Origin of the sequence: Sphingobacterium sp. E70 (assembly GCF_019285695.1) — a bacterium.
In the GTDB taxonomy this organism is placed as follows: Bacteria; Bacteroidota; Bacteroidia; order Sphingobacteriales; family Sphingobacteriaceae; genus Sphingobacterium; species Sphingobacterium detergens.
In genome coordinates this window covers 2,476,006-2,498,821 of sequence record NZ_CP079104.1, presented here as the reverse complement: position 1 = coordinate 2,498,821, position 22,816 = coordinate 2,476,006, and the positions used below count along the sequence as shown (strand labels likewise).

General features: G+C 40.8%; 35 protein-coding genes and 2 pseudogenes. 24 read left to right on the top strand and 13 right to left on the bottom strand.

Annotated features, from left to right (window positions below; genetic code table 11):
- The first annotated feature begins 2 nt into the window (after positions 1-2).
- From KUH03_RS17850 to KUH03_RS17825, 6 genes are all read left to right on the top strand, one after another.
- Entirely contained in the window at positions 3-239 is a 237-nt protein-coding gene (locus tag KUH03_RS17850; RefSeq protein WP_257095365.1) for a hypothetical protein, read from the top strand.
- Positions 236-1,687: a TonB-dependent receptor domain-containing protein gene (locus KUH03_RS17845; RefSeq protein WP_257095363.1), complete on the top strand. Its 1,452-nt coding sequence runs from the start codon at positions 236-238 to the stop codon at positions 1,685-1,687. The genes KUH03_RS17850 and KUH03_RS17845 overlap by 4 nt, the downstream gene beginning before the upstream one ends.
- Positions 1,688-1,701: 14 nt before the next feature.
- Positions 1,702-2,097: a hypothetical protein gene (locus tag KUH03_RS17840; protein WP_257095361.1), complete on the top strand. Its 396-nt coding sequence runs from the start codon at positions 1,702-1,704 to the stop codon at positions 2,095-2,097.
- Between the two features lie 125 nt (positions 2,098-2,222).
- Positions 2,223-2,381: a hypothetical protein gene (locus tag KUH03_RS17835; protein ID WP_257095359.1), complete on the top strand. Its 159-nt coding sequence runs from the start codon at positions 2,223-2,225 to the stop codon at positions 2,379-2,381.
- On the top strand, positions 2,354-3,370 hold the full coding sequence (locus KUH03_RS17830; RefSeq protein WP_257095357.1) for a RagB/SusD family nutrient uptake outer membrane protein: 1,017 nt from the start codon (positions 2,354-2,356) through the stop codon (positions 3,368-3,370). The genes KUH03_RS17835 and KUH03_RS17830 overlap by 28 nt, the downstream gene beginning before the upstream one ends.
- Positions 3,304-3,930 (top strand): RagB/SusD family nutrient uptake outer membrane protein, encoded by a 627-nt coding sequence (locus KUH03_RS17825; protein WP_257097080.1) that lies wholly within the window; start codon positions 3,304-3,306, stop codon positions 3,928-3,930. Before KUH03_RS17830 ends, KUH03_RS17825 begins: the two co-directional genes overlap by 67 nt.
- Positions 3,931-4,054: 124 nt before the next feature.
- Here the strand turns inward: KUH03_RS17825 and KUH03_RS17820 are convergent, their stop codons facing one another.
- The 7 genes from KUH03_RS17820 to KUH03_RS17790 form a co-directional block, all read right to left on the bottom strand.
- Complete coding sequence (locus tag KUH03_RS17820) at positions 4,055-4,303, bottom strand: hypothetical protein (protein WP_257095356.1); 249 nt, start codon at positions 4,301-4,303, stop codon at positions 4,055-4,057.
- Complete coding sequence (locus KUH03_RS17815) at positions 4,282-4,845, bottom strand: hypothetical protein (RefSeq protein ID WP_257095354.1); 564 nt, start codon at positions 4,843-4,845, stop codon at positions 4,282-4,284. The genes KUH03_RS17820 and KUH03_RS17815 overlap by 22 nt, the downstream gene beginning before the upstream one ends.
- The gene (locus tag KUH03_RS17810) at positions 4,788-5,090 is read right to left on the bottom strand and encodes a hypothetical protein (RefSeq protein WP_257095352.1); all 303 of its coding nucleotides are present in this window, start codon (positions 5,088-5,090) and stop codon (positions 4,788-4,790) included. Before KUH03_RS17810 ends, KUH03_RS17815 begins: the two co-directional genes overlap by 58 nt.
- A 325-nt stretch (positions 5,091-5,415) precedes the next feature.
- Positions 5,416-6,051: an amidohydrolase family protein gene (locus KUH03_RS17805; protein ID WP_257095349.1), complete on the bottom strand. Its 636-nt coding sequence runs from the start codon at positions 6,049-6,051 to the stop codon at positions 5,416-5,418.
- Between the two features lie 38 nt (positions 6,052-6,089).
- Positions 6,090-6,764, bottom strand: a complete 675-nt coding sequence (locus KUH03_RS17800; RefSeq protein ID WP_257095347.1) for a hypothetical protein — start codon at positions 6,762-6,764, stop codon at positions 6,090-6,092.
- 36 nt (positions 6,765-6,800) lie between these two features.
- Positions 6,801-7,310 carry an AraC family transcriptional regulator gene (locus KUH03_RS17795; protein ID WP_257095345.1) on the bottom strand — a complete coding sequence of 170 codons (510 nt, stop codon included), beginning with the start codon at positions 7,308-7,310 and terminating at the stop codon, positions 6,801-6,803.
- Positions 7,289-7,741 carry a hypothetical protein gene (locus KUH03_RS17790; protein WP_257095343.1) on the bottom strand — a complete coding sequence of 151 codons (453 nt, stop codon included), beginning with the start codon at positions 7,739-7,741 and terminating at the stop codon, positions 7,289-7,291. Before KUH03_RS17790 ends, KUH03_RS17795 begins: the two co-directional genes overlap by 22 nt.
- A 217-nt stretch (positions 7,742-7,958) precedes the next feature.
- Between KUH03_RS17790 and KUH03_RS46095 the strand changes: the two are divergent.
- The 9 genes and pseudogenes from KUH03_RS46095 to KUH03_RS17750 form a co-directional block, all read left to right on the top strand.
- Positions 7,959-8,233: pseudogene (locus KUH03_RS46095) on the top strand (response regulator); the annotation flags it as partial.
- A gap of 105 nt (positions 8,234-8,338) precedes the next feature.
- A complete protein-coding gene (locus tag KUH03_RS48720) occupies positions 8,339-8,587 on the top strand; it encodes a winged helix-turn-helix domain-containing protein (RefSeq protein WP_373564821.1) in 249 nt (82 codons plus the stop codon).
- Positions 8,588-8,629: 42 nt separating this feature from the next.
- On the top strand, positions 8,630-9,916 hold the full coding sequence (locus tag KUH03_RS17780; protein WP_257095341.1) for a cell wall metabolism sensor histidine kinase WalK: 1,287 nt from the start codon (positions 8,630-8,632) through the stop codon (positions 9,914-9,916).
- Positions 9,917-10,007: 91 nt separating this feature from the next.
- The gene (locus KUH03_RS17775) at positions 10,008-10,358 is read left to right on the top strand and encodes a PepSY-like domain-containing protein (RefSeq protein WP_257095339.1); all 351 of its coding nucleotides are present in this window, start codon (positions 10,008-10,010) and stop codon (positions 10,356-10,358) included.
- Between the two features lie 284 nt (positions 10,359-10,642).
- A complete protein-coding gene (locus tag KUH03_RS17770) occupies positions 10,643-10,798 on the top strand; it encodes a hypothetical protein (protein WP_257095337.1) in 156 nt (51 codons plus the stop codon).
- 62 nt (positions 10,799-10,860) lie between these two features.
- Positions 10,861-11,298: a hypothetical protein gene (locus tag KUH03_RS17765; RefSeq protein ID WP_257095335.1), complete on the top strand. Its 438-nt coding sequence runs from the start codon at positions 10,861-10,863 to the stop codon at positions 11,296-11,298.
- 40 nt (positions 11,299-11,338) lie between these two features.
- Positions 11,339-11,545, top strand: coding sequence for a hypothetical protein (locus KUH03_RS17760; RefSeq protein ID WP_257095333.1), 207 nt, complete (start codon positions 11,339-11,341; stop codon positions 11,543-11,545).
- 55 nt (positions 11,546-11,600) lie between these two features.
- On the top strand, positions 11,601-11,843 hold the full coding sequence (locus tag KUH03_RS17755) for a hypothetical protein (RefSeq protein WP_257095331.1): 243 nt from the start codon (positions 11,601-11,603) through the stop codon (positions 11,841-11,843).
- Entirely contained in the window at positions 11,840-12,556 is a 717-nt protein-coding gene (locus KUH03_RS17750; protein WP_257095329.1) for a hypothetical protein, read from the top strand. The genes KUH03_RS17755 and KUH03_RS17750 overlap by 4 nt, the downstream gene beginning before the upstream one ends.
- Positions 12,557-12,645: 89 nt before the next feature.
- Here the strand turns inward: KUH03_RS17750 and KUH03_RS17745 are convergent, their stop codons facing one another.
- The 5 genes and pseudogenes from KUH03_RS17745 to KUH03_RS48715 all read right to left on the bottom strand — a co-directional run.
- The gene (locus KUH03_RS17745; RefSeq protein WP_257095328.1) at positions 12,646-13,362 is read right to left on the bottom strand and encodes a DUF4625 domain-containing protein; all 717 of its coding nucleotides are present in this window, start codon (positions 13,360-13,362) and stop codon (positions 12,646-12,648) included.
- Positions 13,359-13,658: a DUF4625 domain-containing protein gene (locus tag KUH03_RS17740; RefSeq protein ID WP_257095326.1), complete on the bottom strand. Its 300-nt coding sequence runs from the start codon at positions 13,656-13,658 to the stop codon at positions 13,359-13,361. The genes KUH03_RS17745 and KUH03_RS17740 overlap by 4 nt, the downstream gene beginning before the upstream one ends.
- A gap of 63 nt (positions 13,659-13,721) precedes the next feature.
- Positions 13,722-14,885: a DUF4625 domain-containing protein gene (locus KUH03_RS17735; RefSeq protein WP_257095324.1), complete on the bottom strand. Its 1,164-nt coding sequence runs from the start codon at positions 14,883-14,885 to the stop codon at positions 13,722-13,724.
- Complete coding sequence (locus KUH03_RS17730; protein ID WP_373564820.1) at positions 14,870-15,922, bottom strand: TonB-dependent receptor domain-containing protein; 1,053 nt, start codon at positions 15,920-15,922, stop codon at positions 14,870-14,872. The genes KUH03_RS17735 and KUH03_RS17730 overlap by 16 nt, the downstream gene beginning before the upstream one ends.
- 128 nt (positions 15,923-16,050) lie before the next feature.
- Positions 16,051-16,140 (bottom strand): annotated as a pseudogene (locus KUH03_RS48715) (hypothetical protein); the annotation flags it as partial.
- A 555-nt stretch (positions 16,141-16,695) separates the two neighbouring features.
- Here KUH03_RS48715 and KUH03_RS17720 point away from each other — a divergent pair.
- The 9 genes from KUH03_RS17720 (at position 16,696) to KUH03_RS17680 (ending at position 21,639) form a co-directional block, all read left to right on the top strand.
- Positions 16,696-17,010: a hypothetical protein gene (locus KUH03_RS17720; RefSeq protein WP_257095318.1), complete on the top strand. Its 315-nt coding sequence runs from the start codon at positions 16,696-16,698 to the stop codon at positions 17,008-17,010.
- 622 nt (positions 17,011-17,632) lie between these two features.
- Positions 17,633-17,857, top strand: coding sequence for a hypothetical protein (locus KUH03_RS17715; RefSeq protein ID WP_257095317.1), 225 nt, complete (start codon positions 17,633-17,635; stop codon positions 17,855-17,857).
- Positions 17,854-18,141, top strand: a complete 288-nt coding sequence (locus KUH03_RS17710; protein WP_257095315.1) for a hypothetical protein — start codon at positions 17,854-17,856, stop codon at positions 18,139-18,141. The genes KUH03_RS17715 and KUH03_RS17710 overlap by 4 nt, the downstream gene beginning before the upstream one ends.
- Before the next feature lie 35 nt (positions 18,142-18,176).
- Complete coding sequence (lepB, locus tag KUH03_RS17705) at positions 18,177-19,424, top strand: signal peptidase I (protein WP_257095313.1); 1,248 nt, start codon at positions 18,177-18,179, stop codon at positions 19,422-19,424.
- Between the two features lie 158 nt (positions 19,425-19,582).
- On the top strand, positions 19,583-19,750 hold the full coding sequence (locus KUH03_RS17700) for a S26 family signal peptidase (protein WP_257095311.1): 168 nt from the start codon (positions 19,583-19,585) through the stop codon (positions 19,748-19,750).
- A gap of 296 nt (positions 19,751-20,046) precedes the next feature.
- Complete coding sequence (locus tag KUH03_RS17695; RefSeq protein WP_257095310.1) at positions 20,047-20,238, top strand: hypothetical protein; 192 nt, start codon at positions 20,047-20,049, stop codon at positions 20,236-20,238.
- An 8-nt stretch (positions 20,239-20,246) separates the two neighbouring features.
- Positions 20,247-20,909, top strand: a complete 663-nt coding sequence (locus tag KUH03_RS17690) for a M60 family peptidase N-terminal accessory domain-containing protein (protein WP_257095308.1) — start codon at positions 20,247-20,249, stop codon at positions 20,907-20,909.
- 14 nt (positions 20,910-20,923) lie between these two features.
- Positions 20,924-21,046, top strand: coding sequence for a hypothetical protein (locus KUH03_RS17685; RefSeq protein ID WP_257095306.1), 123 nt, complete (start codon positions 20,924-20,926; stop codon positions 21,044-21,046).
- The gene (locus tag KUH03_RS17680; protein WP_257095304.1) at positions 21,025-21,639 is read left to right on the top strand and encodes a M60 family metallopeptidase; all 615 of its coding nucleotides are present in this window, start codon (positions 21,025-21,027) and stop codon (positions 21,637-21,639) included. Before KUH03_RS17685 ends, KUH03_RS17680 begins: the two co-directional genes overlap by 22 nt.
- 862 nt (positions 21,640-22,501) lie before the next feature.
- Here the strand turns inward: KUH03_RS17680 and KUH03_RS17675 are convergent.
- The gene (locus KUH03_RS17675; RefSeq protein WP_257095301.1) at positions 22,502-22,735 is read right to left on the bottom strand and encodes a hypothetical protein; all 234 of its coding nucleotides are present in this window, start codon (positions 22,733-22,735) and stop codon (positions 22,502-22,504) included.
- Between the last annotated feature and the right edge of the window lie 81 nt (positions 22,736-22,816).

The window sequence follows — 22,816 nt, the reverse complement described above, 5'->3', positions numbered from 1 at the left end:
GTTTGGGCTATAATCAACAGGATGGTTTGTTTAATTACGCCAAAGATCAATACAAACGTTATAATGTACGGGCCAATGTGTCTACCAATATTACCTCCTGGCTTACCTTTAATTTCAGAACTGCATTGTCCCGTGCAAAACAGACAATCCTGCGGTTTATGGAGGAATTAGTGGTGGTAATAGCTACTCGTATGATTATTTTCATCAGATCGGCCGGACCTACCCAACTGTACCGATGAAGAATCCAGATGGCAATTGGTCGGAGGGCAGCGGTATTGGTATATTTACTGATGGCGGGCGAGCAAAAGCAACAACGGACAATGCGATCTTAACGGGTGAGTTTTTAGTACATCTGACCCCAGGTTGGGATTTTACGGCCAACTACACGTTTGATGGTACTTATATCGATAACAGCAATCACCGCAAAACATTTTATGTTGTCAAGCCAAGTGGTGCAAAAGATCCACGCGGAGGTACTTCGCCGAATTATTTCGAGCGCAATACGTATAAAAACCAGCATTACACGGTCAATGCGTTTACATCCTATGAAAAGACATTTGGTGGACACTATTTTAAAGCCTTGGCCGGTTTTACACAGGAACTGTATGATAATCTTCGATTGCAAGGATCAAACGACAATCTTTACTCCGATGAAGTACCTTCACTGGGATTGACCTATGGTGTCAACCGTAATGCAAACGATGAAGCCTCACAATTGGCTATACGGGGTGCATTTGGACGGATCAACTATAACTACAAAGAGAAATATCTGCTTGAACTAAACGGGCGATACGATGGAACCTCGCGTTTTCTAAAGGACAAACGTTTTAAATTCTATCCGGGGATATCGGCCGGATGGGTGCTCTCGAAAGAAGATTTTTGGCAACCATTATCCAATACGATTGAACAATTTAAGATTCGCGGATCTTATGCCAGCTTAGGCGATCAGGCCTTTACGGATAATTACTACCCATTCTATCCGAATTTGGCAACGACATTGCCAACCGATACCCGCTGGATCTTTAATGGAGGTCGGGGATCAGCAGTGGGTAGCCCTGGATTGGTCAACTATGGACTCTCATGGGTAACGACAAATACACTCGGCTTTGGAGTGGATGCCGCATTCCTGAAAAATAAGTTAAATGTCAGCTTTGACTGGTACAAACGAAATGGTAAAAATTATGCCATGGAATCACAGGGGCTACCAGCGTTGTTGGGGGTGCGTCCACCTCTTGTCAATGACGGTGAAACAGAAACAAAGGGTATTGAGTTGACTGTAGGTTGGAAAGATAAAATCAATGAACTTTCCTATGGAGCAAATTTGGTCTTCAGTGATTATATAGGAAAGGTAACCAAAATCACCAACCCGCAGGGGCTAATACAGCGCCAATGGTATTCGGGTATGACGATGGGCGAAATATGGGGTTATGAAACTGTCGGCTTGTTTAAAGACCAAGCAGAAATCGATGCGACTAATCAATCCTTTATCCACGGTGGTACTTGGAACATTGGCGACGTTCATTACAAAGATCTCAATGGCGACGGCAAGATTGACAATGGCGATAATACACTATCCAATCCTGGTGACCGTAAGATCATTGGTAATACCACTCCGCGTTACTCTTTTGGCTTGAATATGAATGCTGCGTATAAGGGATTTGACCTGACGGTATTTCTGCAGGGATAGGAAAACGTGATATAATGTTTGACCCTAGCTCAAACTATTTTTGGGGTTTTACAGGGAGCGAGTGGCAATCATCCTATTTTACAGCCCATACAGATCGCTGGACAGCTGACAATCCAAATGGGTACTTGCCAAGAGCTTATTTCAACAGTGACAGAAACCGAAAGGCACAAAGTGGGTACCTACAAAATGCAGCTTACCTACGCGTGAAAAACCTACAACTGGGTTATACGCTGCCTAAAGAATTGCTGGACAAGATTAAATTCAAGCGGGCACGCTTATTTTTTAACGTGGAAAATCTAGCGACAGTTACAAGTTTGATGAAGATTGTAGACCCCGAACTTGTCAATGATATTGGTAAGGTATATCCGGTGCCACGCAATTGGGCTTTTGGTTTGAATGTTACATTTTAAAATTTAGGAAAAATGAAAACGATAAAATATTTTGGTTTAGCGCTCGCTTTGATGTCATTAAATATATCCTGTAATGATGACTTTTTGGAGCGGCAACCGCTGGATAAAATAAGCGATGCGAATTATTGAAAACAACCAATGACCTCAAACTATATGTCAATAGTTTATATGATCGAAATGATCTGTTGGCCAGAGAAGATGGCTGGGGTCAATTGGTCCATATGGCTGGGATGCCGATAACGGCAGTGATACCGAAGTGCGGTATATCTATAATACACGGATGAATGCGGAGAAAACAATTGCCGATGATAATGATGGCTGGGGAACCGATGATTGGGCAGCGTTGCGTAGTATTAATTACTTTTTAGATCATTATAAAACCGTAGAGGCTGTTACCTCTTTTGATGCGGTAAAACAATATGTTGGTGAGGCGCTCTTTTTCCGCGCTGGATTTTATTTTACCAAACTAAAGAACTATGGCGATTTGCCTTGGGCGGAGACCACCGTTGGAATGGATTCGGAAGTTCTTAAAGCTGCACGTATTCCACGTAACCAGATTGTAGAAAATATCCTGGCCGATTTAGATAAAGCGGTGGATTATCTACCTAGTGGTAAAGGCGGATGGACCGGGCGTCTGACGAAAGAAACCGCGATGGCATTGCAGTCACGTATTGCTTTATACGAAGGTACCTGGGAGAAATACCATGCAGCAGACAATTTTAGGCCTGCAGTAAATAAAAGTCAGCAATTTTTGGAAAAAGCAGCTGCAGTGTCCGGTCAGTTGATTGCCCTTTCAGAATCTACAGGATATCCTGCTTTGGACAATGTAGGGGTTGAGAATGGATATAGAGATCTATTTAATCAGGAGAACTATAGCACAAGTAAAGAGGTCATGTTTTGGCGTAAATATGAGGCCGGCGCTGTGAATAGTATCTGGGATCGCTACTCGGCAAATGGCGCGGGAAGGGGAGCAACTAAGAATTTGGTTGACTCCTACCTTAAAGCAGATGGGAAGCCTGTTGCTGCGGGGTACGACGATAGTTCTTTACAGAAAATCGTAGAAAACCGTGACCCACGTCTGGGACAGACGATTCAGATCAATGACAAAAACATTATAGATGGGATAAGGCAAGCCCGATTATATATTTCACAGCACCTGCTTTTGATGGTTGGGATTCGGAAGAATCTTGTCCAACTGGGTATCAGATCTATAAAGGGCATAACTTCCGTTATGCGGATGCAAGGGCAGCTGGACAAGGTTTACAAGCGTTGATTTATTTCCGTTATGGCGAGGTGCTGCTGAATTTTGCAGAAGCGAAAGCTGAACTTGGAACAATAAATCAAAGCGATTTGGATAAGAGTATCAATAAATTGCGTGGGCGTGTGGGAATGCCAGGTTTGACAACTGGCGTAGCCAAAGATCCTAATTTCGAATTTTCAACGTTGACAGCGATTATACAGGCTGTACGTCGCGAACGGAAAGTGGAACTGGCCTGCGAAGGATTCCGGGTCGATGATATCTTCCGTTGGGCTGCCGCTGGCGAGCTTATTGTCGGAAAAGAACCAGTAGGGGCAAAAAAAGCATATTGGGTTGGGTTCAAATTTGCTGATTATTTACCCGAAGCTACTCCTGATCTGTCGAGACAGGCTAAGTTTGATGAGAGGGTTGCCTCTTTGGAAACAGATGCAAAGGGTTATATCCGAATATTTAAGAAAACATTGAATGGCGGGACACAGGGTTTTAAATTTAAAGTAGACCGGGATTATTTGATGCCGATACCGACCAATCAATTGACTTTGAATACTAACTTGAAACAAAATCCAGGCTGGTAATCTGTCGCAGTTTTAGGTATTTTAACCTGCTGTGCCAGAGTCTAAAGCGGCTAGGTGTACTTTGTAAAAGGCTAGGTGTTTTTAACACCCAGCCTTTCTGTTTTTCATGGTATAATGTAGGGGGTTATTTTTTCCAGTGAAGTGCACCTTCATGTGCAAGGGCCATGGTGGGAGATACACGCGAAACAGCTTCTGCTGAACAGCTTGCGTCGATCAGCACAAACTCAGCGCTGTCATTCGCTTTGGGCCATTGCATATTGCCTTTGTCATCCAATGGCAAGGTATTGTGTGTTGCAAAGCGAAGTGTCCTTGATAACTCAAACTCAGATCTCCAACCGTATATTTCGGCCATTAAATTGGCTTTTGCCAACATGTTTCCGGGGCCAAAAGTGCTCCAATAGTCCTGTACGTTGTCATTTCCCGCCAACACTTCAACCCCTGTTTCAATAATGTTGGGATGGGCATGACTAAGTCACCGAATGGAATGGAAGAGACAATACCGACTTTGGCAGCAGCCAATTTTTCGGCAATGCGTTCTACCTCAGCTAGTGGTAACTGAGCCAACACAAAGGCATGACTCACAAAGGTGCGTCCCTGTAGCTTCGGATTCTGAAGCGCTTGTTCGGCAAGATATTCAATCGTGTGTACCCCTTCTTTTCCACCGTCATGCAAGTGGATATCAATCCCTTTGTTATTGTCAAGGGCTAGTTTTACAGTATAATCGAGTACTTTTTCAATATTTTTATCTATCCCATAAGGATCTACGCCACCGATATAGGCTACATGATCCATCCGTGCAACTTCTTTCATCAAAGGAGCGGAGTCGGTATAGAAAAATCCATGTTGCGGAAAGGCAACTAATTCTGCCTTGAAACTCTCCTTGCGGCTGTCCAGTGCTTTTTGGAGGTTTTCCAAAGAACGAAGCCCAGAAGTGGTGTCGACGTTAAAATGTGTCCGGGCAAAGGTGGTACCATAACTTTGCAGCAGGTCAATAAGTTGCTCTGCCCGTGTGGTCGATGTCTGAAGTAATTCAGGATAATCTCCTGTTCATAAGCAATCATCTCAAGCACCGTTCTCTTCTTTGGAGATTGCGCTTGCCATGGAAGCCCATAAAGTGTCTTGTCCAGATGGACATGCATATCGCTGAAAGCGGGCAGCATCAAGTATCCCTTCGCATCAACTGCTGTAGCGAGATTTGGATCATTTGGAAATATCTTTGTAATTTTTCCAGCATTAACTTCTATGCAAAAGAGTTCGGTTTTTGTTGCTTTTACCCCCGTTCATCCGAAACAAAGCTTGTTTCAAGGAGGACATTTTTTAGTGTATAATTGCCCTTTAGCGGGTCTGTATATGGAGTTGACATGATGTTTGATACTGTTTGAATAGCAATTGTATGTCACAATGGAGCAATCAAAAGCTTATAGAAAGCAATTGACCGCCATTGTGTTAAAAAAATCTGTTGTGTAGTATTCGTTTGTTAGCAGCCTAATAGACAATATTGCCCTGATAGATAAGGGATCCTACGGGCGAAATCCGTGAAATAGCCTCTGCCGAACAGCTCGCATCGATGAGTACGATGTTTGCATCATCGCCGGGTTTAGGCCATTGCTGTTTTCCTTTGTCATCCAAAGGAATCGGGCCTCCTGTGGCCAGTTTTAGCATGCGTGACAAGCCATACTCTGTGACCTGACCATATACTTGTGCTGCCATATTAGCTTTTTGAAGGACACTTCCTGTTCCAAAGGTATTCCAATGATCGACAATACTGTCATTTCCAGTCATCACGGTGACGTTATTTTCCATCAGTGTGGGGATAGGCATAATTAGGCCAGCAAAAGGAATGGTCGAAACAATACCAATCTGTGCTGCACCAAGCTTTTCTGCCATTTCCTGTTGTTTGGCTTTTTCCAGTCTTCCCAATACAAAACAATGGCTGAGGAAGGTCTTGCCTTTCAATGCGGGGTTTTCATTTACTTTTTTGATCAGATACTCAACCGTTTTTAGTCCTGATTCCCCGGATTCATGTAAATGAATGTCAATCCCTTTGTTGTGATCCAGTGCCAGCTGAACAGTGAAATCCATTGTTTTCTCAATGGCACCGTCTATACTAAAAGGATCCACTCCGCCGATAAAATCAATATTGGTCTTCGCAGCCTCCTTCAGGTAAGGTACAGTATCCGTGTAATATACGCCATGTTGCGGAAAGGCAACCAGCTCTGCTCCGAAACTATTTTTTTGTTTTCCAGTGCAAGTTGCAGATGACGGAGCGAATCTAACTTAGATGTAGGTTCTATGTTTACATGGCTCCGTGCGAAGGCTGTGCCCTTGGATTGTAGTAATTCAATTAGTTTTTCCGCTTTATAGGTCGAATTTTTCAGTAGCTCAGGGAGGATTTGTTGTTCGAGTGCAATCATTCCTTTTACACCACCTGCACCTCGTCGTACAGCTTGCCATTTATCACCATAGAATGTCTTGTCCAGATGAATGTGCATGTCTCTAAAAGAAGGAAGCATCAATCGTCCCTTTGCATCAATGGCATTCGCATCAGTACTGTTGGCGCTTATTTTTTTGATTTTTCCTGCTTCGATATGCACAGAGAAAAGACCGGTTTTTGTAGCGATGACATTGCCATTTCCATCATACTCAAAACCTGTTTCCAATAGAACATTCTTGAGGGTATAACTTTTTTTGCCTTGATGTCCGTCCAAAACCTGCTGATGGGCGAGTTGGCCACCGTCTTCTGCTAACAGCATACCTGGGATCAATGTTGCTCCAACAAGTGCCAGGGCAGAGTTCCGTATAAATTCCTTGCGTGTAAGAGCTATTGGTTTCATTTTATTTCCTATTTACGTTACAATCTATATGACCGATCAATAAAATTGATCCGTCTTACAAAGGTATTTACAGAAGGCTTTAGTATTACTGGGCAATTTCTGCCATTTCTTGTGCGATTTATCTTTTTCTCTAAAATCACTGGGACTTACGCCAGTCTGCTGCTTAAAGAAATTAGAAAAATAGGCTTGATCTGCAAAGCCCAATTCAAACGTAATTTCCTTAATGGAGGATTCCGTACTTTGGAGAAGACGTTTTGCTTCAACACAGATTCGTTGGTGGATAAGCTGGGTAGCGGAGATTTTCAGATGTTTTTTACACAGAATATTAAGATAGTTTGGCGAAATATGAAGCTTGTCTGCATAGAATGCGACCATTTTTTGTGCTCTGAAAAACTCATCTATCAGCATGTTAAATTTGGCAAGCCGAGGGACGGATTGATAGACTTTAAATTCGGTGAAGACATGCTCTGCTTCTCTACTGACAATGGCCGCAATAACACCCGCACGGGCCGTAATCAAGGGAATCAGTGAATGCTCCCGTTCCAATTCCTTTTGACAGATTCAAATTCATAATGTAGCTGAATGAAGGCCTCCTTGGTCAGGTCGATTACCGGATGATTCTGATAATTGGTAAAGGAAAAGCGAAAGAAGGGAGCAAAATGCTCGAGAAACGACCGTTCGATCATTAATTGGTAGCCAATAGTTCCAGCATACACATGCCATTTGTGCATCTGACCCGGGAATAGTACATGCACCTGATGGTCTTTAATGGGATAATCTATGGAATCAATGGTATGTACACCAGAAGCTTTGTCAAATAAATTGATAATAAAAAAATCGTGCTTATGGGGCTTGTCTATTAGCCTTTCTCCATGTAATTCATTGAAAAGAAGCTCTTCACGTCCGGCGGTCTGTTCTTTGCGGAAACCGTCCAGTCCAATGACAGGTGCCCAGATGTTAGCATTTCGTTTGTCCATAGTAGATCTTATCCGACCTAAAATACGAAATGCACTTTGTTTTTTCGCTAATACGTAAAAATAAACAGGCTATTCGATCTGCACGGTGTTGCTGCTGGCAACTAACAGTAGTCATTTTCCTAATTCTTTCCTAAATTCGGAATACATTTGTAGCAATGAGAGCAATATACTGGAGGTAAGCAGTATGGAAATTCGGTAATAAAAAAACAATAGTCCAATGAAAGTACTTGTAATTGAAGACGAAGCGGAATTGAGAGAAATAGTAAAGGACTCGCTAGTCAAAGAGGATTATATCGTAGAGACCGCTAGCGATTTTAGATCTGCGCTGGATAAGGTGTCGGTCTATGACTATGATTGTATTTTATTGGATATCATGCTTCCGGGGAGTGGGCTACAGGTATTGGATCTGCTGAAAAAGAGGGTAAGTCGGATAATGTTATTATTATCTCTGCAAAAGATTCGTTGGATGACAAGCTAAAGGGACTCGAGCTCGGAGCGGATGACTATCTGACCAAACCCTTTCATATTGCCGAATTAAATGCGCGGATTAAGGCCGTGTTGCGCAGAAAACAGCGGGATGGCAAAAACACATTGGAGATGGGTAATCTTGTGCTTGATCTGAATGAGCGCAGTCTTTCGATTAACGGCGAGTCTGTCCCTCTGAACAGAAAGGAATTTGATATCCTCAATTACTTTTTACTGAATAAAAACCGTCTTGTCAGCAAGAATGCATTGGCAGAACATGTTTGGGGAGATAATACAGATCAGGCGGATAACCTCGATTTTATCTATTCACAAATAAAGAACCTGCGAAAGAAATTTTTGGCGAAAAAAAGCGGAAGTTGATTTTGAAGCGGTCTACGGGATAGGATATAAACTTGTTGAAAAATGAAATTAGCCAATCAAACGCTCAAATATCTCTCTATTTCGGTATTGGTCGTCATTGCAGTATGGTCAACCATCTTTTATTTATTTATGCTGGAAGTGATCCATGATAATATAGATGAGGAATTGGAAAATCAAAAACGCTTAATTATTCAGGAACTGGCTTCTGAGGCAATTGTATCTCCGGATCTGGAATTTGGAATTAACAATTATAAGGTGCGTGAAATTTCCGAGCAACAGGCCATCAAAATGCAGAATGTATATAAAGATACCATGCTTTATATGCAGGATGATGATGATCCGGAGCCTGAATTGGAGCCAGTACGTATGTTGACGACTGCGTTTGAGCATAAGGGACACTACTACGAGTTATCAATTATCAATTCGATGATCGAGGAGAGCGATTTAATCAAAAACCTGTTTTATTCCGTCCTGATTTTATTTATCCTCTTGGTCGTCAGTATTGTCTCAATCAATAAAGTAGTTATACAGCGATTATGGAGCCCACTATATCGGTTCTTAGATCAATTGACCAAATTCCGGCTGGGAAAATCTGGCGATAAGCCTGCTATGGATACCAATATCCAGGAGTTTAAAGATTTACAGCTTGCTGTAACGACCTTAATCCATCATAATGAGGAAACGTATGAACAGCAGAAACAGTTTATTGGCAATGCATCACATGAGTTGCAGACGCCTCTAGCCATTATGATCAATAAGTTAGAAATGATGGCCGAAACTGGCGGGCTACAGCCTGAACAGTCGAATACAATCGCCGAAGTATTGAATACTGCTGAAAGATTGGTTCGATTGAATAAATCATTATTGCTGCTCAGCAAGATTGAGAACAAACAATTCCTGAACAACGAGGATCTCTCAATCAATCAGCTTGTCACACTTATCACCGATGAACTAGAAGATGTTGCCGCCTTTAAAAATGTTAGGATCAATGTCGATCAAAAAGATGAATTGAATGTACGATTAGATAGCGCTCTGGCTAATATCATTGTATCAAATTTGATCCGTAATGCATTGTTTCATAATATGGAGGGAGGAGAGGTAAACATAGCGATTACTGAAAATACATTTGTCGTGGCGAATACGAGCCGACAGGCTGCTTTGGATAAGGAGCATGTGTTTTCGAGGTTTTATAAATCGGATGCTTCGTCCAAAGGTACTGGACTGGGCCTGGCGATCGTTCAGGCAATATGTAGTTTATATGGTTTTTCTATTTCCTATCATTATGAAAAGAATCAACATATATTTAAGCTAGATTTTCGCCCCGAATAAATAACATTCCCAAATCTTTACAGAATCATGGTTTTACTTTGTAATACATTAAAAATAGTAAAGTCATGAACGGTAAAATGATATTAAGTGCATGTATTCTTGCACTCTCAACAATTGGAGCTTTTGCTCAGGATATTCCCAAAGTCAGGTACCTGCTGTGGTGGTGAATAGTTTTCAACAGAAATTTCCAAAAGCCAAAGGGGTAGACTGGGAAATGAAAGCAGGACTATATGAAGCCGAGTTCGAAACGGGTTTGTTCGGTACAGATCATGAGGTATGGATTCAAAGTAATGGGAAGATTGTGCGTCACAAAGAAGAACTTGCCAAAAATGATTTACCAAAAGCTGTTATTGCAAGAGTGAAAAAGGATTTTCCGGGCTATCGTATAGAAGATGTAAAAAGATCACTGAGGAACAAAAGATTACGTATGCGTTCGAAGTAAAAAGTCGGACAGACGAATGGAAACTTGTTGTCGATTCCGATGGGAATGTGTTAGGAAAAGTAAGAGATTGATTTGGAAAATGAGTTTGGTTAATGGAAACCATCAAGTTAGGTCTACTAATTTGATGGTTTTTTATTTATAAGTGCTATACTTAATGATATTTCCCTTAGGGAACTTTTGTTTCTTTTATAGTGATGAGAGTCTCCGTTAAAAACGTATATTTATCTATTGTAAAAAAGTATTTTCTTGCACAATTAATGGTTAACTGAATTAAAAAAATGATTATGAAAAAACTAATTTATCTAATTTTTATTGCTGTCATTTTTTCTTGTGGAAAAGATGGAGATATTGGCCCGCAAGGGATAAAGGCGACAAAGGAGAAAAAGGATCTGAGGGAATTAAAGGGGCTGATGGTAGTACTTTATTATATGGTTTGGTAGACCCAAAAAGCTCGGACGGAAAAATAGGGATTTTTATTTCAATACATCGAACACAAAGATGTTTGGCCCCAAGACTACAACAGGTTGGGGACTGGGAATTATTATTAAAGGAAAAAAGGAAAAGATGGGATGGATGGACAGCCTGGAGGAAAGATATTGAAGGGCGATACCCTCCTGATACATCAATTGGGGACATCGGCGATTACTATTTTGATATTAAGGCTGGTAACTTTTATGGGCCTAAAAAATCAGTGGAATATACTGTAGGAGAAGATAATGTCAAACTTAGTTACTTAGACTGGGGAATGGCGATCAGTTTACGGCCAACAAAACCTCAGAATGTAAAGTTGTATTTGATGAAGCCAGAATTTAAAAACAATGTCACTTTACATGGTCTAGAGCTGGAAGCTTTTAGTCAAAAAGCGTTCATTTCTGAGCCTTGGAGTTCTTTTTTGAATTTTTTACCATGCGAGACAAGCTGGTGTTTCCTATCCTCCTGAGATTTTCTTGTGGAATTGGACTCAATTCTGGACGGAACCTGTGCAAACCAAAGACATTCTGCTCCCGTCAGGTAAATTGATTAAAAATGTGAAAATCACTATGATTTTGGAAAAACCTTCTGGTCCTCATCTTGCCGATTATGAAATATCCTTTAAACTCAATGCGACGTTGCCGGATACGGATACCAGTGAAATTTCAGGATATTTATTCGATATTATGACAAGAGTTTATTACTATCAAAGATGAAAAAGGATTTAAGTATTTTCAATAGGTTAAAAGGTATTTTTATCTTATTGGAGCGTTGTTAGTCCTTTCTTGTGCTAAGGACGGTGGAATAGGTCCGCAGGGAGAGCAGGGAGAGCAGGGAGAAAGGGGCGAACAAGGGATAAAGGGAATAAAAGGAAATGATGGAAATTTTCTTTGGAGCGGTGTATCAGATCCTATTGTTTCGACAGGAAAGAAAGGTGACTTCTATTTAAATATAAAGACAAGTGTGCTATTTGGTCCGAAAGATGATATTGGCTGGGGAAAGGCTATAGTATGAAAGGAGAAGATGGAAATAATGGACAAACTGGTTCTGTTGGAGCGGAGATATTGCATGGCGAGGATGCTCCTAGTGCGGATCTTGGAAAAGTTGGCGACTTTTACTTTGATACTAAACAGGTTGTATTTTATGGCCCGAAAACTAAAACTACTGACTCCAATGGAGAAGTAATATTTGACTGGGGGTCCCCAATTAGTATTGGTCCTGAAAATGGATCAAATGTTTTATTGAAACGTTTTAATGCAATATTTGATTACAATATTTCTTTGATAGGAAATGAGATCGAAGCGATCAATGAGAATCATATATTAGGTTTTTTAACGCAGGAGAATAAAAGTTTTGATAATATTTTTATGGAGTACTTTTACACTATCGAGCATGCAAATGTAAGTTACCCTTCGAATGCGCTAGAAAGAAAATGGAACAAGCTAGTTCTGGGACAGTCGGATTTAGAAGACATTAAAATCAATTCGGCACAATCATTAAAAAATGTCAAATTGACCTTCTCGCTTCAAAAACGAGAGGATCCTTATGTTATTGCTTATTCGTATAGATGCAGACTCAATGCGACGGTGCCAACACCTGATTTTAGTGCCATTTCGGGTAGTTTTATTAAAATTTTGATAAAAATTCACAATATTTCTCCAGTTAAAATTGGTAAAAAGAATCCGACGGAGAGGGAAATAAAAAGATTTTTAAGAATAAAAGATTAAGTCAAAAATTACTGTTTTTTTAAGACTTTAAAACACCTGATTGGCATTCCTAACCAGGTGTTTTTTATTTAAACGATTATTTCCCTTAATTAATCTTCACCTTCTTCGGCATGTAATTCAAAAGATAGGCGAATAATGTCATCCCCGGGATATTTGGCAACATAATCGGTACGATTCCAATCTGCACGGGTAATAGTAGCTTTGGTTGCGGAATCCTTAAATTTACGTAGAACGAAGGCAACCTCTTTTTCACCAGCATTGTCTTTCCCGGCTGTAAAATAAGTCGTAATACCAGTGGTCTCAATAGCGCCTGTTACTGCCGAACCATCACCGTAAGTCGCCTCTTTTGGTTGAAAAATAGCGCCTGTTAAGCTATTGCCAGAATTTAAAACAAAGGTACCCCCGGTCAAAAAGGCTTTGTATAAAGTGGCTGTTGCTTTATCTTTAATATATTGTCCCTGAATTTCCTGACCAGTGGCATCAAATTGTTTGAAGTCAATTTTATAAACACCCGCTGGCTTTAAGTGTGCGTGACCATCTCCTAATGCCTTACCATTGTTGTCGAAGCTTACTGAAAAGGGTTCTACACCAGACTTATCCGCAATGTCGTGGAAATGGTCACCATGCGCATGCGCATCAACTTCGGTAAAGACAAGTTTAAAGGCGACTTTAGCGTCCGCGCCCTGTATGGTCAAAGGAGATTCTACAGTCGTCGCATTTCCGGCCTTATCGGTTACAGTAAAATGAAAATGATATTGGCCAGCAGGAACTTCAGATGGTATGTCGATGTGCTCATGAAAAGTCACATTTTTTTGCCAACATATTTCTCGTCGGTATAAATTTTGGCAAATTTGAAGGATCCACCATCCTGATGGATTTCGATCTCAATCTTGTCGATAAGCGCTTCAGCTATAATATCACCTTCAAGATGGAGGTCTGTTCCGGCTTTGACTGTTTTATTATTGTCAGATCCGATTTCTAGGGTGCCGATCGTAGGTTTTGTTGTGACAGGAATATCGGCGTTGTCTTTCTTACAAGAAGACAAGAAGCCAAAGAAAAGTGCTGTAAACAAGAATAAAAAGTGAATGTTTCGAGTTTTCATGTTCATTGGGTTTGTAAATTTTGTGATAAAAATAATTGACGTATTTTGTCTGTTAAGTTGCTGTTATTCAATGATACGGACACTGATGCCACGCTGGATACTCCAGCCAGATTGATCCGTCACTTGGATCATAAAGTGATAGTTTCCGGGATCGACATCTGAAGGGACATCAATCTGAAATTGTGCATCATACTGTTGTGGTTGTCCCGGTATATTGACAGACTTGACCAGGACAAAAGGTTTGACGGGTTTCTTGATAGGCTCTAATGTACATTCCTCCACTTCGGTACTGTGTGAATGATGGTCAAAATTATGATGAACGTCAATACTGTAGCTGCCTAAGGCAACATTGTCGGATAGTTTTGCACGGAACGTAAAACTGGATCCACGTCTGATTTGGCTGCATTGTTTCGGAAAGGCAGTCGCTGCACTGATATCAATTGTTGGTTTTTCGGTATCAATACTTTCCTTATCCTTTTTACAAGCGATGGCAGAGGCCGCAATGAAGGCTATGATTCCATATTTTTGAGTGTTTGCATATGTATATTTATTTTTATCATGATGAGTTAGCACTTGTGTATTTATTGTATCAATGAGTTTGTTAGCTTCGGTTTTGCTTTCCGAAAGGGATCCCAACAGATAAGATGATATTTCGTCCCTGTTCAGGAGTGAGATCAATCGGTAGAAACTAGTGTGATCCATATATTTTGTATCAAAAATGTTCTGAACTTGTAAGCGCAATTGAAGAGCTGATCTGCCCAAGACCAGCTGTGTTCCTGCTCTGAAATTGAGGACTTGATAACCTTTTGTTTTTTCTTCTGGTGGGACAATATGCTTTTGGTTAGCTGTCCATTTGGAATCCAAAGAGAGGTAAGACTCCTTAAAATAGGTGCTACTTTTGGGCAACCAACTGAGATCCAATACAAGTGAAGGGGCAGGAGAGAAGGGTAAAGTATAACCTTTCTTGCTGCCCGAAAGTTGTTCGGATCGAACATATTCACCCAATAATTCTACTTTCCAATGGGTTAAAGGACGATACTCCACTTTTAGTTCAGCACCATAACGCCGTACTTTGCTTTGGGAATATTCAAATATTTGGTTGCCGGCACCATAAAATTGGTCATAACCTGATGTAGGATTGAGATAGATGTAATTGGAAAAATAGTTGAAAAAAGGGGTGAAAGCAATATATGTATTTCCAGTGCGCCGAGCTACAGATAAGTCCATTTGGTAGGATTGCTCGGGAGAAAGAGACGCATCCCCTTTTCATAACTGAAATAATGATAGTTCACACCATTGGCGGCCAATTCCTGTGCAATAGGTACCCGAAAACTTTTACCAACGTTCAATTTTGCTTCCCATAAACCCATTTGCCGTGTTGCTCCAACAGACCAAACGAGGCTATTGAAACTACGACGAAGTTCATCCGCCCTAACGATATTGGCAGATTGATTGTTTTCCAGTTTGGATGCAAACCAGTCCTGATAAGGCGAACTGTGGATATTGCTGTAATCATAACGTAAGGCACCATAGAGTATGGTTTGTTCGTTTATTGGATACTGATCGTGGATAAATAGACCTAGTGCTTTTTGTCTATAAGCAGGAATAAGGAAGCTCCATCCATCGATATTGTTAAGTTGATACTCCGCATTACCTCCTATAGTGAGTCGATGTGCAGCCATGATAAATTCATCTTTTACTGTCATATGATAGATCTCTTTATCATACAGTCGTTCGAGATTCATCGGAATGGTCATGTCCTGCGGGTAAACTGGAGGCATATACCCATGTGCCGTATAGTTGTTGAATTCCTGGCGATAATTTCTTTGATAACCCAGATCCACCCATATCTTATGGGCGTCCTGAGCAATGTAGTTTCGGCTAATGAGTTTAAAATGATTAACATGTTGACTTGGATAGAGGATATCGCGATCAGAACGGTCATACAGCGCTGTATCTACACCCCGTGGCTCTAAACCATGCGCATTGGCGAAAAATCCGATTTTAGTATGGTAGTTGCTCAGATAAAAGATAGAGGAAAATCGATCGGAGATATAACCGCCTCGAAGTTGAAAACTGGTCTCTTGTCCTGCGGTATTGCGAACCTGTCGATCTTTTAACCTGACAGCATAGTTGTAAACATATACCGTGTCGGTCGGTACACGATAGTCAGCGTAGCCCAAATGTGTTGCCCCGCCACCAAAAACCCAATTGCCATTCCTACCCTGTAGTTGTAGCGAACCTCCATAGGTGGCATTATGGATCTGGTCAATAAATTGACATGACCTTTCAATCCGTTTTCTTGGAGTTCTGTTGGCGAGGACAAACGGATGACCCCACCAATAGCATCTGATCCATACATAAATGAACTTGCTCCTTTAATAATTTCAGCAGTGCCAATGCTGTATTGATCAATTTCCAGTCCATGATCCAGCCCCCATTGTTGTCCTTCATGCTTAATTCCATTTTCGACAGTGGCCACCCGATTAAAGCCGAGACCTCGGATTTGCGGCTTGATTGACTTGCACCAATGCCTATGGCATTGACACCCGGAAGTCGGCTTAAAGTTTGCATCAAACTGCCCGCCTGATATTTCTGTAATGAATCACTCGTCAGAACATCTATGGACATTGCCCCTTCAGCTGATTTTTTATAGCGTCCTCCTTCAATATATACCTCCTTTAACCCAATTGTCTTTGCTGCTTTTTCTTGCGCACAAGCGGGATGTAAGATACTATAGGTAAATAGAAGTGAGAAGATCGTACGTCTGTTCATTAACTGAGTTGGGTTTGTTATAAATCTTGTGTTGCAATTAAGTTGCAACAAATATAAGTAAAGAAATATTAAAAGCAACTATGTTGCACAATATGATTGCAGGAATAAATCCCTGAATTCAGTGATAAAAAAATATTTAAACTCAACTATCTTTGGGTAAGTTGATTAGGTTATTGTAAAGAAGCGGGCATAATGTGTAAACGAAAGAAGGGGTAAGGGACGTTTATAAACAAAAACACGTAAACCATAAAATATAACAACAATGATGAAACAATTTATAACAGGCGTCTTGACCGTAGCGGTGCTGGCGATCTCAAGTTGTGGTTCAGGAGTGAAGGATCCTGCGACGTATAACAATTCAATTATCACTGTCATCAATGGAAGTGAAAAGCATATTGAGGCGATGAATGCTGCCATGAATGCCGCTGATTATGTAAAGGCGGAACAGGTACGCGCGGATTGGGGAAAATCCTTGGACGATGATATTAAAAAAGTAGAAGATTTAGGTGATTTTAAAGGTGATGCCAGCTTTCAGAAAGCGGTGCTCGAGGGGCTGAATGGTTATAAAAAATTGTGACCGAGGATTATCCAAAACTGATCGAATTGCGTAAAAGCAAAACCCTGACGCGACTACAGAATCAGCATTGCTTGATAATATAAATAAAGCCTTTGAAAACATGAGCAATGGAGTAAACAAAGCTTCTACTGAATTTGAGGGTAAACATAAAGGGTAAGGTCTAATTTTAAGCAGATAAAATGAGCTGTTCCAAATATTTTGGAACAGCTTTTTTTTATAAATCAGCATATTGATCGGTTGTCGATGTTCGCTATAAGTTTGTCTTTTGCCATCGCATAATCAGGACAGGATAAAATAGCAATCACTCCGGGAAACAGATTTACTTAAGAAAGGTTAAAGCTGGAAGAATTATAGCTGAATCATGTATTTTTATGTAGCTTTACAGGTATAAATAGTGGTTTATGAGACTGATATCAAATTTTAGGATTGTTTTTTTCTTGTTTTTTTATGTAGTTCAGCTGTAGTACAAGCGCAAAAGGATGAAAAAATGTAGATTACCTCGTATTGATGAATGCGGATACGTTGTATGGAAAGATCTCTTCGGTTAAGGATCGTAAGCTGAAATTTGAAAACCTACAAAAGAAAAAGTTGACTTTTACCCCGATCAGGTGTTTCGTGCTTATTGGCAATCCAAAAGAAGGTGTATGCACCATCCTATGTCGAAAATGGGCTGGATCCCGTTCCGGGGACATCTCCGCAGACCTATCAGATCCGAAAGGCGCAAGACCTGGAACCGACTTTTGCAGAAGTGCTTGTCGATGGCGAAATTATGGCCTACTTTGTTTCCGAATTACATTTTGGAGGCAGTGGTGGAATGATGATTGGTAGTGGGGAGCTGCACCAATGATTGGTGTCGGATTTACGAAGTCAAAATATGCTTATGCGCTCAAGAAAGCAACAGGTGAGGTGATTGAAATAAACAGTAATTCGAGTGGCTTATTTAGTGGAAACAAAAAGAAACGCACACTGACATTGGGGCGTCTGATAAATGATGAACCCGAATTATTTGCCGAATTTGAAAAAGAACAGAAATATAATTATGATGTATTTATCAAATATATTATGAGATACAATGAGTTACAGCGCGCGAAAGAATCTCCGTTGGATTCATCCAGGTTGTTTATTTATTAACGTTGATCTAGTTACATTTCGATAAAAAAGAAAATATGGGGCTTATTGTTTTTATAGTACTGACCATTATCGCAGCTTATGGTTTTTGGCTTTTATTTGAAAAAGCGGGACGTCGTGGTTGGGAAGGTATCGTTCCGGTTTATAGTCAATGGATTCAAGGGCAGATCACCAATAGACCTGTTTGGTATATTGTGTTGTTGATCGTTCCCATTGTGAATGTCTTTGTCTTTTATAATTTATACCTCGATTTTATCCATTGTTTTGGCAAAAGAAGATTCTGGGAAAACTGCGCTGCGGTATTAATACCTTTTATCGTATTACCGCTATGGGGGCGAGATAAAAATGTTCAGTTTCTCAATGGAATTTATGCCAAAAAGCTTAAAATGGCATCCGGCGAAGGAAAGGTAGTGACAAAGGAAATCCAGCTGGGCTTGCTGCACGAATCCTACAATGAATTCAAAGTCAAGTATCCCTATAAGAAATCCATGGTCCGTGAATGGGCGGATGCGATCGTTTTTGCAACTGTTGCAGCAACACTGATCCGAGGTTTCCTACTGGAGGCCTTTATGATCCCTTCGGGGTCCATGCAGCAATCACTTTTGATCGGTGACTATTTATTTGTGAGTAAATTGAATTATGGACCACGTATCCCTAATACACCTATTGCATTTCCTTTTGCACATCACACAATGCCCGTTATTGGTGGAAAAGCTTTCTCGGAGCTGATTGAGCTTCCATACAAGCGGCTTCCAGGTTTCCAGCAGATCAAGCGGAATGACGTTATCGTATTTAATGCACCAGCAGGGGATACTGTTGCGATAGAGAATCAAGACCAACCTTATTATGATTTGGTGCGCTCAATGGGTTATGAAGCCGTGCACCAGCAATTTACCATTCAAACACGTCCCGTGGATAAAAGAGAGCATTTGATCAAACGTTGTGTTGGAATGCCGGGTGATAAAATCAGTATGAAAGAGGCTGTATTATACGTAAATGACCAACCTGGTTTTGTCGCACCAGAAAGTCAGATGGATTATATCGTGATGACCGATGGGACAGAGTTGGATGAACAGCGAATGAAAGATATGGGCATCGAGATAAAGATGCTTCAACCGGGAGCCTATATTGTTTTTCTAACCCAAGAGCATGCTCAGATGGTGAAATCATGGTCGAATGTCAAATCCGTGCAGATGAACATCGCTAAGCCAGGGAAGCGCAGATCAACACGTTTCCAAACGATCCGCAGTACAAATGGAATTATGATAATTTTGGGCCTTTTGTGATTCCAAAAAGGGGATGAAAGTTATTTTAAATGCACAGACCTTGCCTTTTACGAGCGCGCCATTCGGGTTTATGAGCATAACCGATTAGAGAAGAAAGCTGATGGCTTATACTTGAATGGTAGCAAGACGGATTCATACACTTTTAAAATGGATTACTATTGGATGATGGGGACAACAGGCATAATTCGTTGGACGCAAGGGATTGGGGCTTTGTTCCAGAGGATCATATTGTGGGTAAAGCCTTATTTACCTGGATGAGCTGGAATACAAATGGAAAAGGGCTTTCTAAAATACGTTGGAACCGGATTTTCAAGGGTATTCATTAAATGGAAAAAAATGAAGTGCAAGGAAAAGGGGATGGTCCTGTACGACCATCCCCTTTCTATTTATATTGCTTTATGTAATGCAAGATCTTCTTTTTATGCATTTGTCGCTGGGATATATCCAGTGAAGGTTGTAGTTTCACAAGTGACGAGGGTGAATTAGTTTTCATATAATAGAACATATGTTTTTTATGTGGTTGAACAATGTAGATTTTAGATCTGTTGAATAGAAAATAGAATGAATTAGATGTATACCAGTTAATAGCTAAATTAAAGATATAACCAAAATAATAATCGATATGATAAATAAATTTATGGCCTTAGGGGCGGGGCTATTGTTGAGTGTCAATCTAATGGCACAATCTGCTCAGGATTTTAAGCAGACCTATGCGGATCTTTCTGTGTTCGAAGATGCATTCGCATTAAAATTAAAAAAGGTATTAAGAAAAAGCAGATCGACAAGATTGGTGACACCACATTGCGCAGGGTAGCCTTAGCTATGCTAGATGGCAAATATAATAAGGAATATAGATATGCGACTTATTCTGCCTTACTGAATCCATCGACATTGGGTCATCAGTTGAGTATTGGTGATGGCTATAGTAAGTATGAGAATATAACTGGGGTATACCTTCCTGAAGGGCGGCATATTGTGATTGTGGATGGGATTGCAAATGGGAAAGAAGTCAACCTAGTGGTGCCAAATTGGTTGCGTAAAGCTCCGGATCCGACCAAACCTACAGAAGATCCGAAGGGCTGGGGATTAGAAAAGCAAGAATTTAGGCTGCATAATGGCGTGAATATTATCCAGCTCAACGATTTTGGAAGTTTAGCTTATATCGATTATTTCTCTGACCAACCTGAAAAAGAAAATCCTGTTACTGTACATTTTCCAACAGGACAGGTAAACGGATATTTTGATATAAAAAAACAGGGGAACAAAGAATGGGATAGTCTGATTGATCATGCAGTCTTTCCAATTATGGATGCAAAGGGCGAACATATACAAACAGCTTATCCCATAGAGGCAATGAAAAAATATGCCTATGGAAGAGGTGTTGAACTGATCAGTAATTATGATTCTTTAGTATTCAGACAGCATCGATTGATGGGTTTGGAAAAATATAAAAAGTTCCTAAGAATCGCATCCTTGCACGGGTAAATTATAATTATTACATGTTCCGTGATGGGGACGGTGTTGCCTATATGGGTGACAAAGTCGGTTATGCGATGGGTATGGTTGTCGATCCTGCTTCGGTAATTAAAGGAGATCCCTGTTGGGGTTTAGTCATGAAGTAGGACATGTCCATCAAACGCGACCAATGTTCAATTGGGGTGGACTTGGTGAAGTGAGCAATAACCTGTTTTCTTTATATGTAACACGATCATTGGGTAATAAAACACGGGTTTCTGAGCAGGATAATTTTGAAAAAGCCAAATCCAGTATTATTGAGAAGAGAATTTCCTATTTATCCGATCCGGATGTGTTTAATCGTTTGATCCCTTTCTGGCAATTACAGTTATATTTTGAGGGAATCGGAAAACGCCCAGATTTTTATGCTGATCTATTTGAGGCTTTTCGTCAACAGAATAGCGTTAGACCTTCACGAAGAGGGCGTTCGGATTGGAGCTCCGATAGGATGATGGGCGAGCGGAATCCAGCTGTTCATCAATTAAACTTTGTTAAAACAGCATGTGAGGTTGCCAAAATAGATCTGACGGATTTCTTCGATAAGTATGGATTCTTTTATATAGGTATATTGGAGTATGATGATTACGGAAAGTATACTTATACAATGACGCAGGAAATGGTTGATGAATGCAAGAAGGCTATTAAGAATATGAACTTGTCGCAACCTAAAGTAGATCTTACTACGTTAAGAGATAATTAGTATTGACGACGTATGGAGTAAGAAACTCCGAATTGCGAAAAGTAATTTGGAGTTTCTTATTTTAAGCCAATTCCTATAATAATCAGCAGATAAAACTCCGGGCCGACTATTGTTGTTCGGAGTTTTATGTTTTTAAGCGCATTTCTTCTTGCAAAATATTCACATTTTTGTTTCAAAAACTGCGTTTTCCGGCGAGTTGGTCCACGTGTTTAGCGTTTTTTTGTGTTTTTGGCGCTATGGTTCGGCTTTTGGTTACTCCTGAATTGGGTCTAAATCGGACTTTAAAGGTGTCTGAGTGCAGATATTGGTATGGTTGGACCGGAATGCTACCGCTGTTCAAGCGTGTTAGACTCGGACTCAGCATGGACTCACCACGGAAAGAATAAGGATTCATCCAGAAGCTGTCCAAACTAAGGTACACCCGAGTCCCAAGGGCTATCCCTTTGCGAGTGGTCGGCTCCGAAACAGAATGCTTTTGCCTTCAGGGATATCACTTCCGGTATTTTTTAAGGATAGTTCCAATATTAACGTAGTAGTAGTCTACGATTAGGCTAGCATTTAGTTAGGTTTAGTTTAGCTAAAACCTAAACAAAACCTAAGGAATACCTAAACTAAACCTAAACAAACCCTAACTAAACTCTGGATTTGTCCTTACCCTGAGCCCCTGTTTTCGGGCTGTTTTTCTATGGTGGTGGGTTTTTTTGCTGCGGTTTTTAGGCCTGTCTATCCGCCGCCTGTCCGTTATCCCGGCTTGAGACCGTCCCCTCGGATTTTTTTCTGTTCCGGGCAACTGTTTTTCAGGGGTTCGCTGAGATGTCCATTCTCCGGTTCTGATTCCCGCTGCCCATGCACTTTTCTCCCTTCACTGTTTTTTTCGTATAGCTGGCCTTGCTGCGACTTTTTCGCCGGATTCCCCGGTTCTGCGCTGCTGTGGCGTAAGTCTAGCCCATAGGCAATCCTGCCTTTCCACTGCGTATCCGCTGCGGTTCCACCATCCCCTTGCGCCGCCTTTCCACGGCTTATCCACTGCAGATCCAGTGCATATTCTGATATAACCCGCCTTTTTTGTCCCCGGAGCCCCCGGATCCTGTTTCACAAAAAGAATCCGCCAAGTTCACAGCGAGTTAGCGGCAAAATGAAATAAATAAGAACAAAAGGCTTGGAAGTGATTATAAAA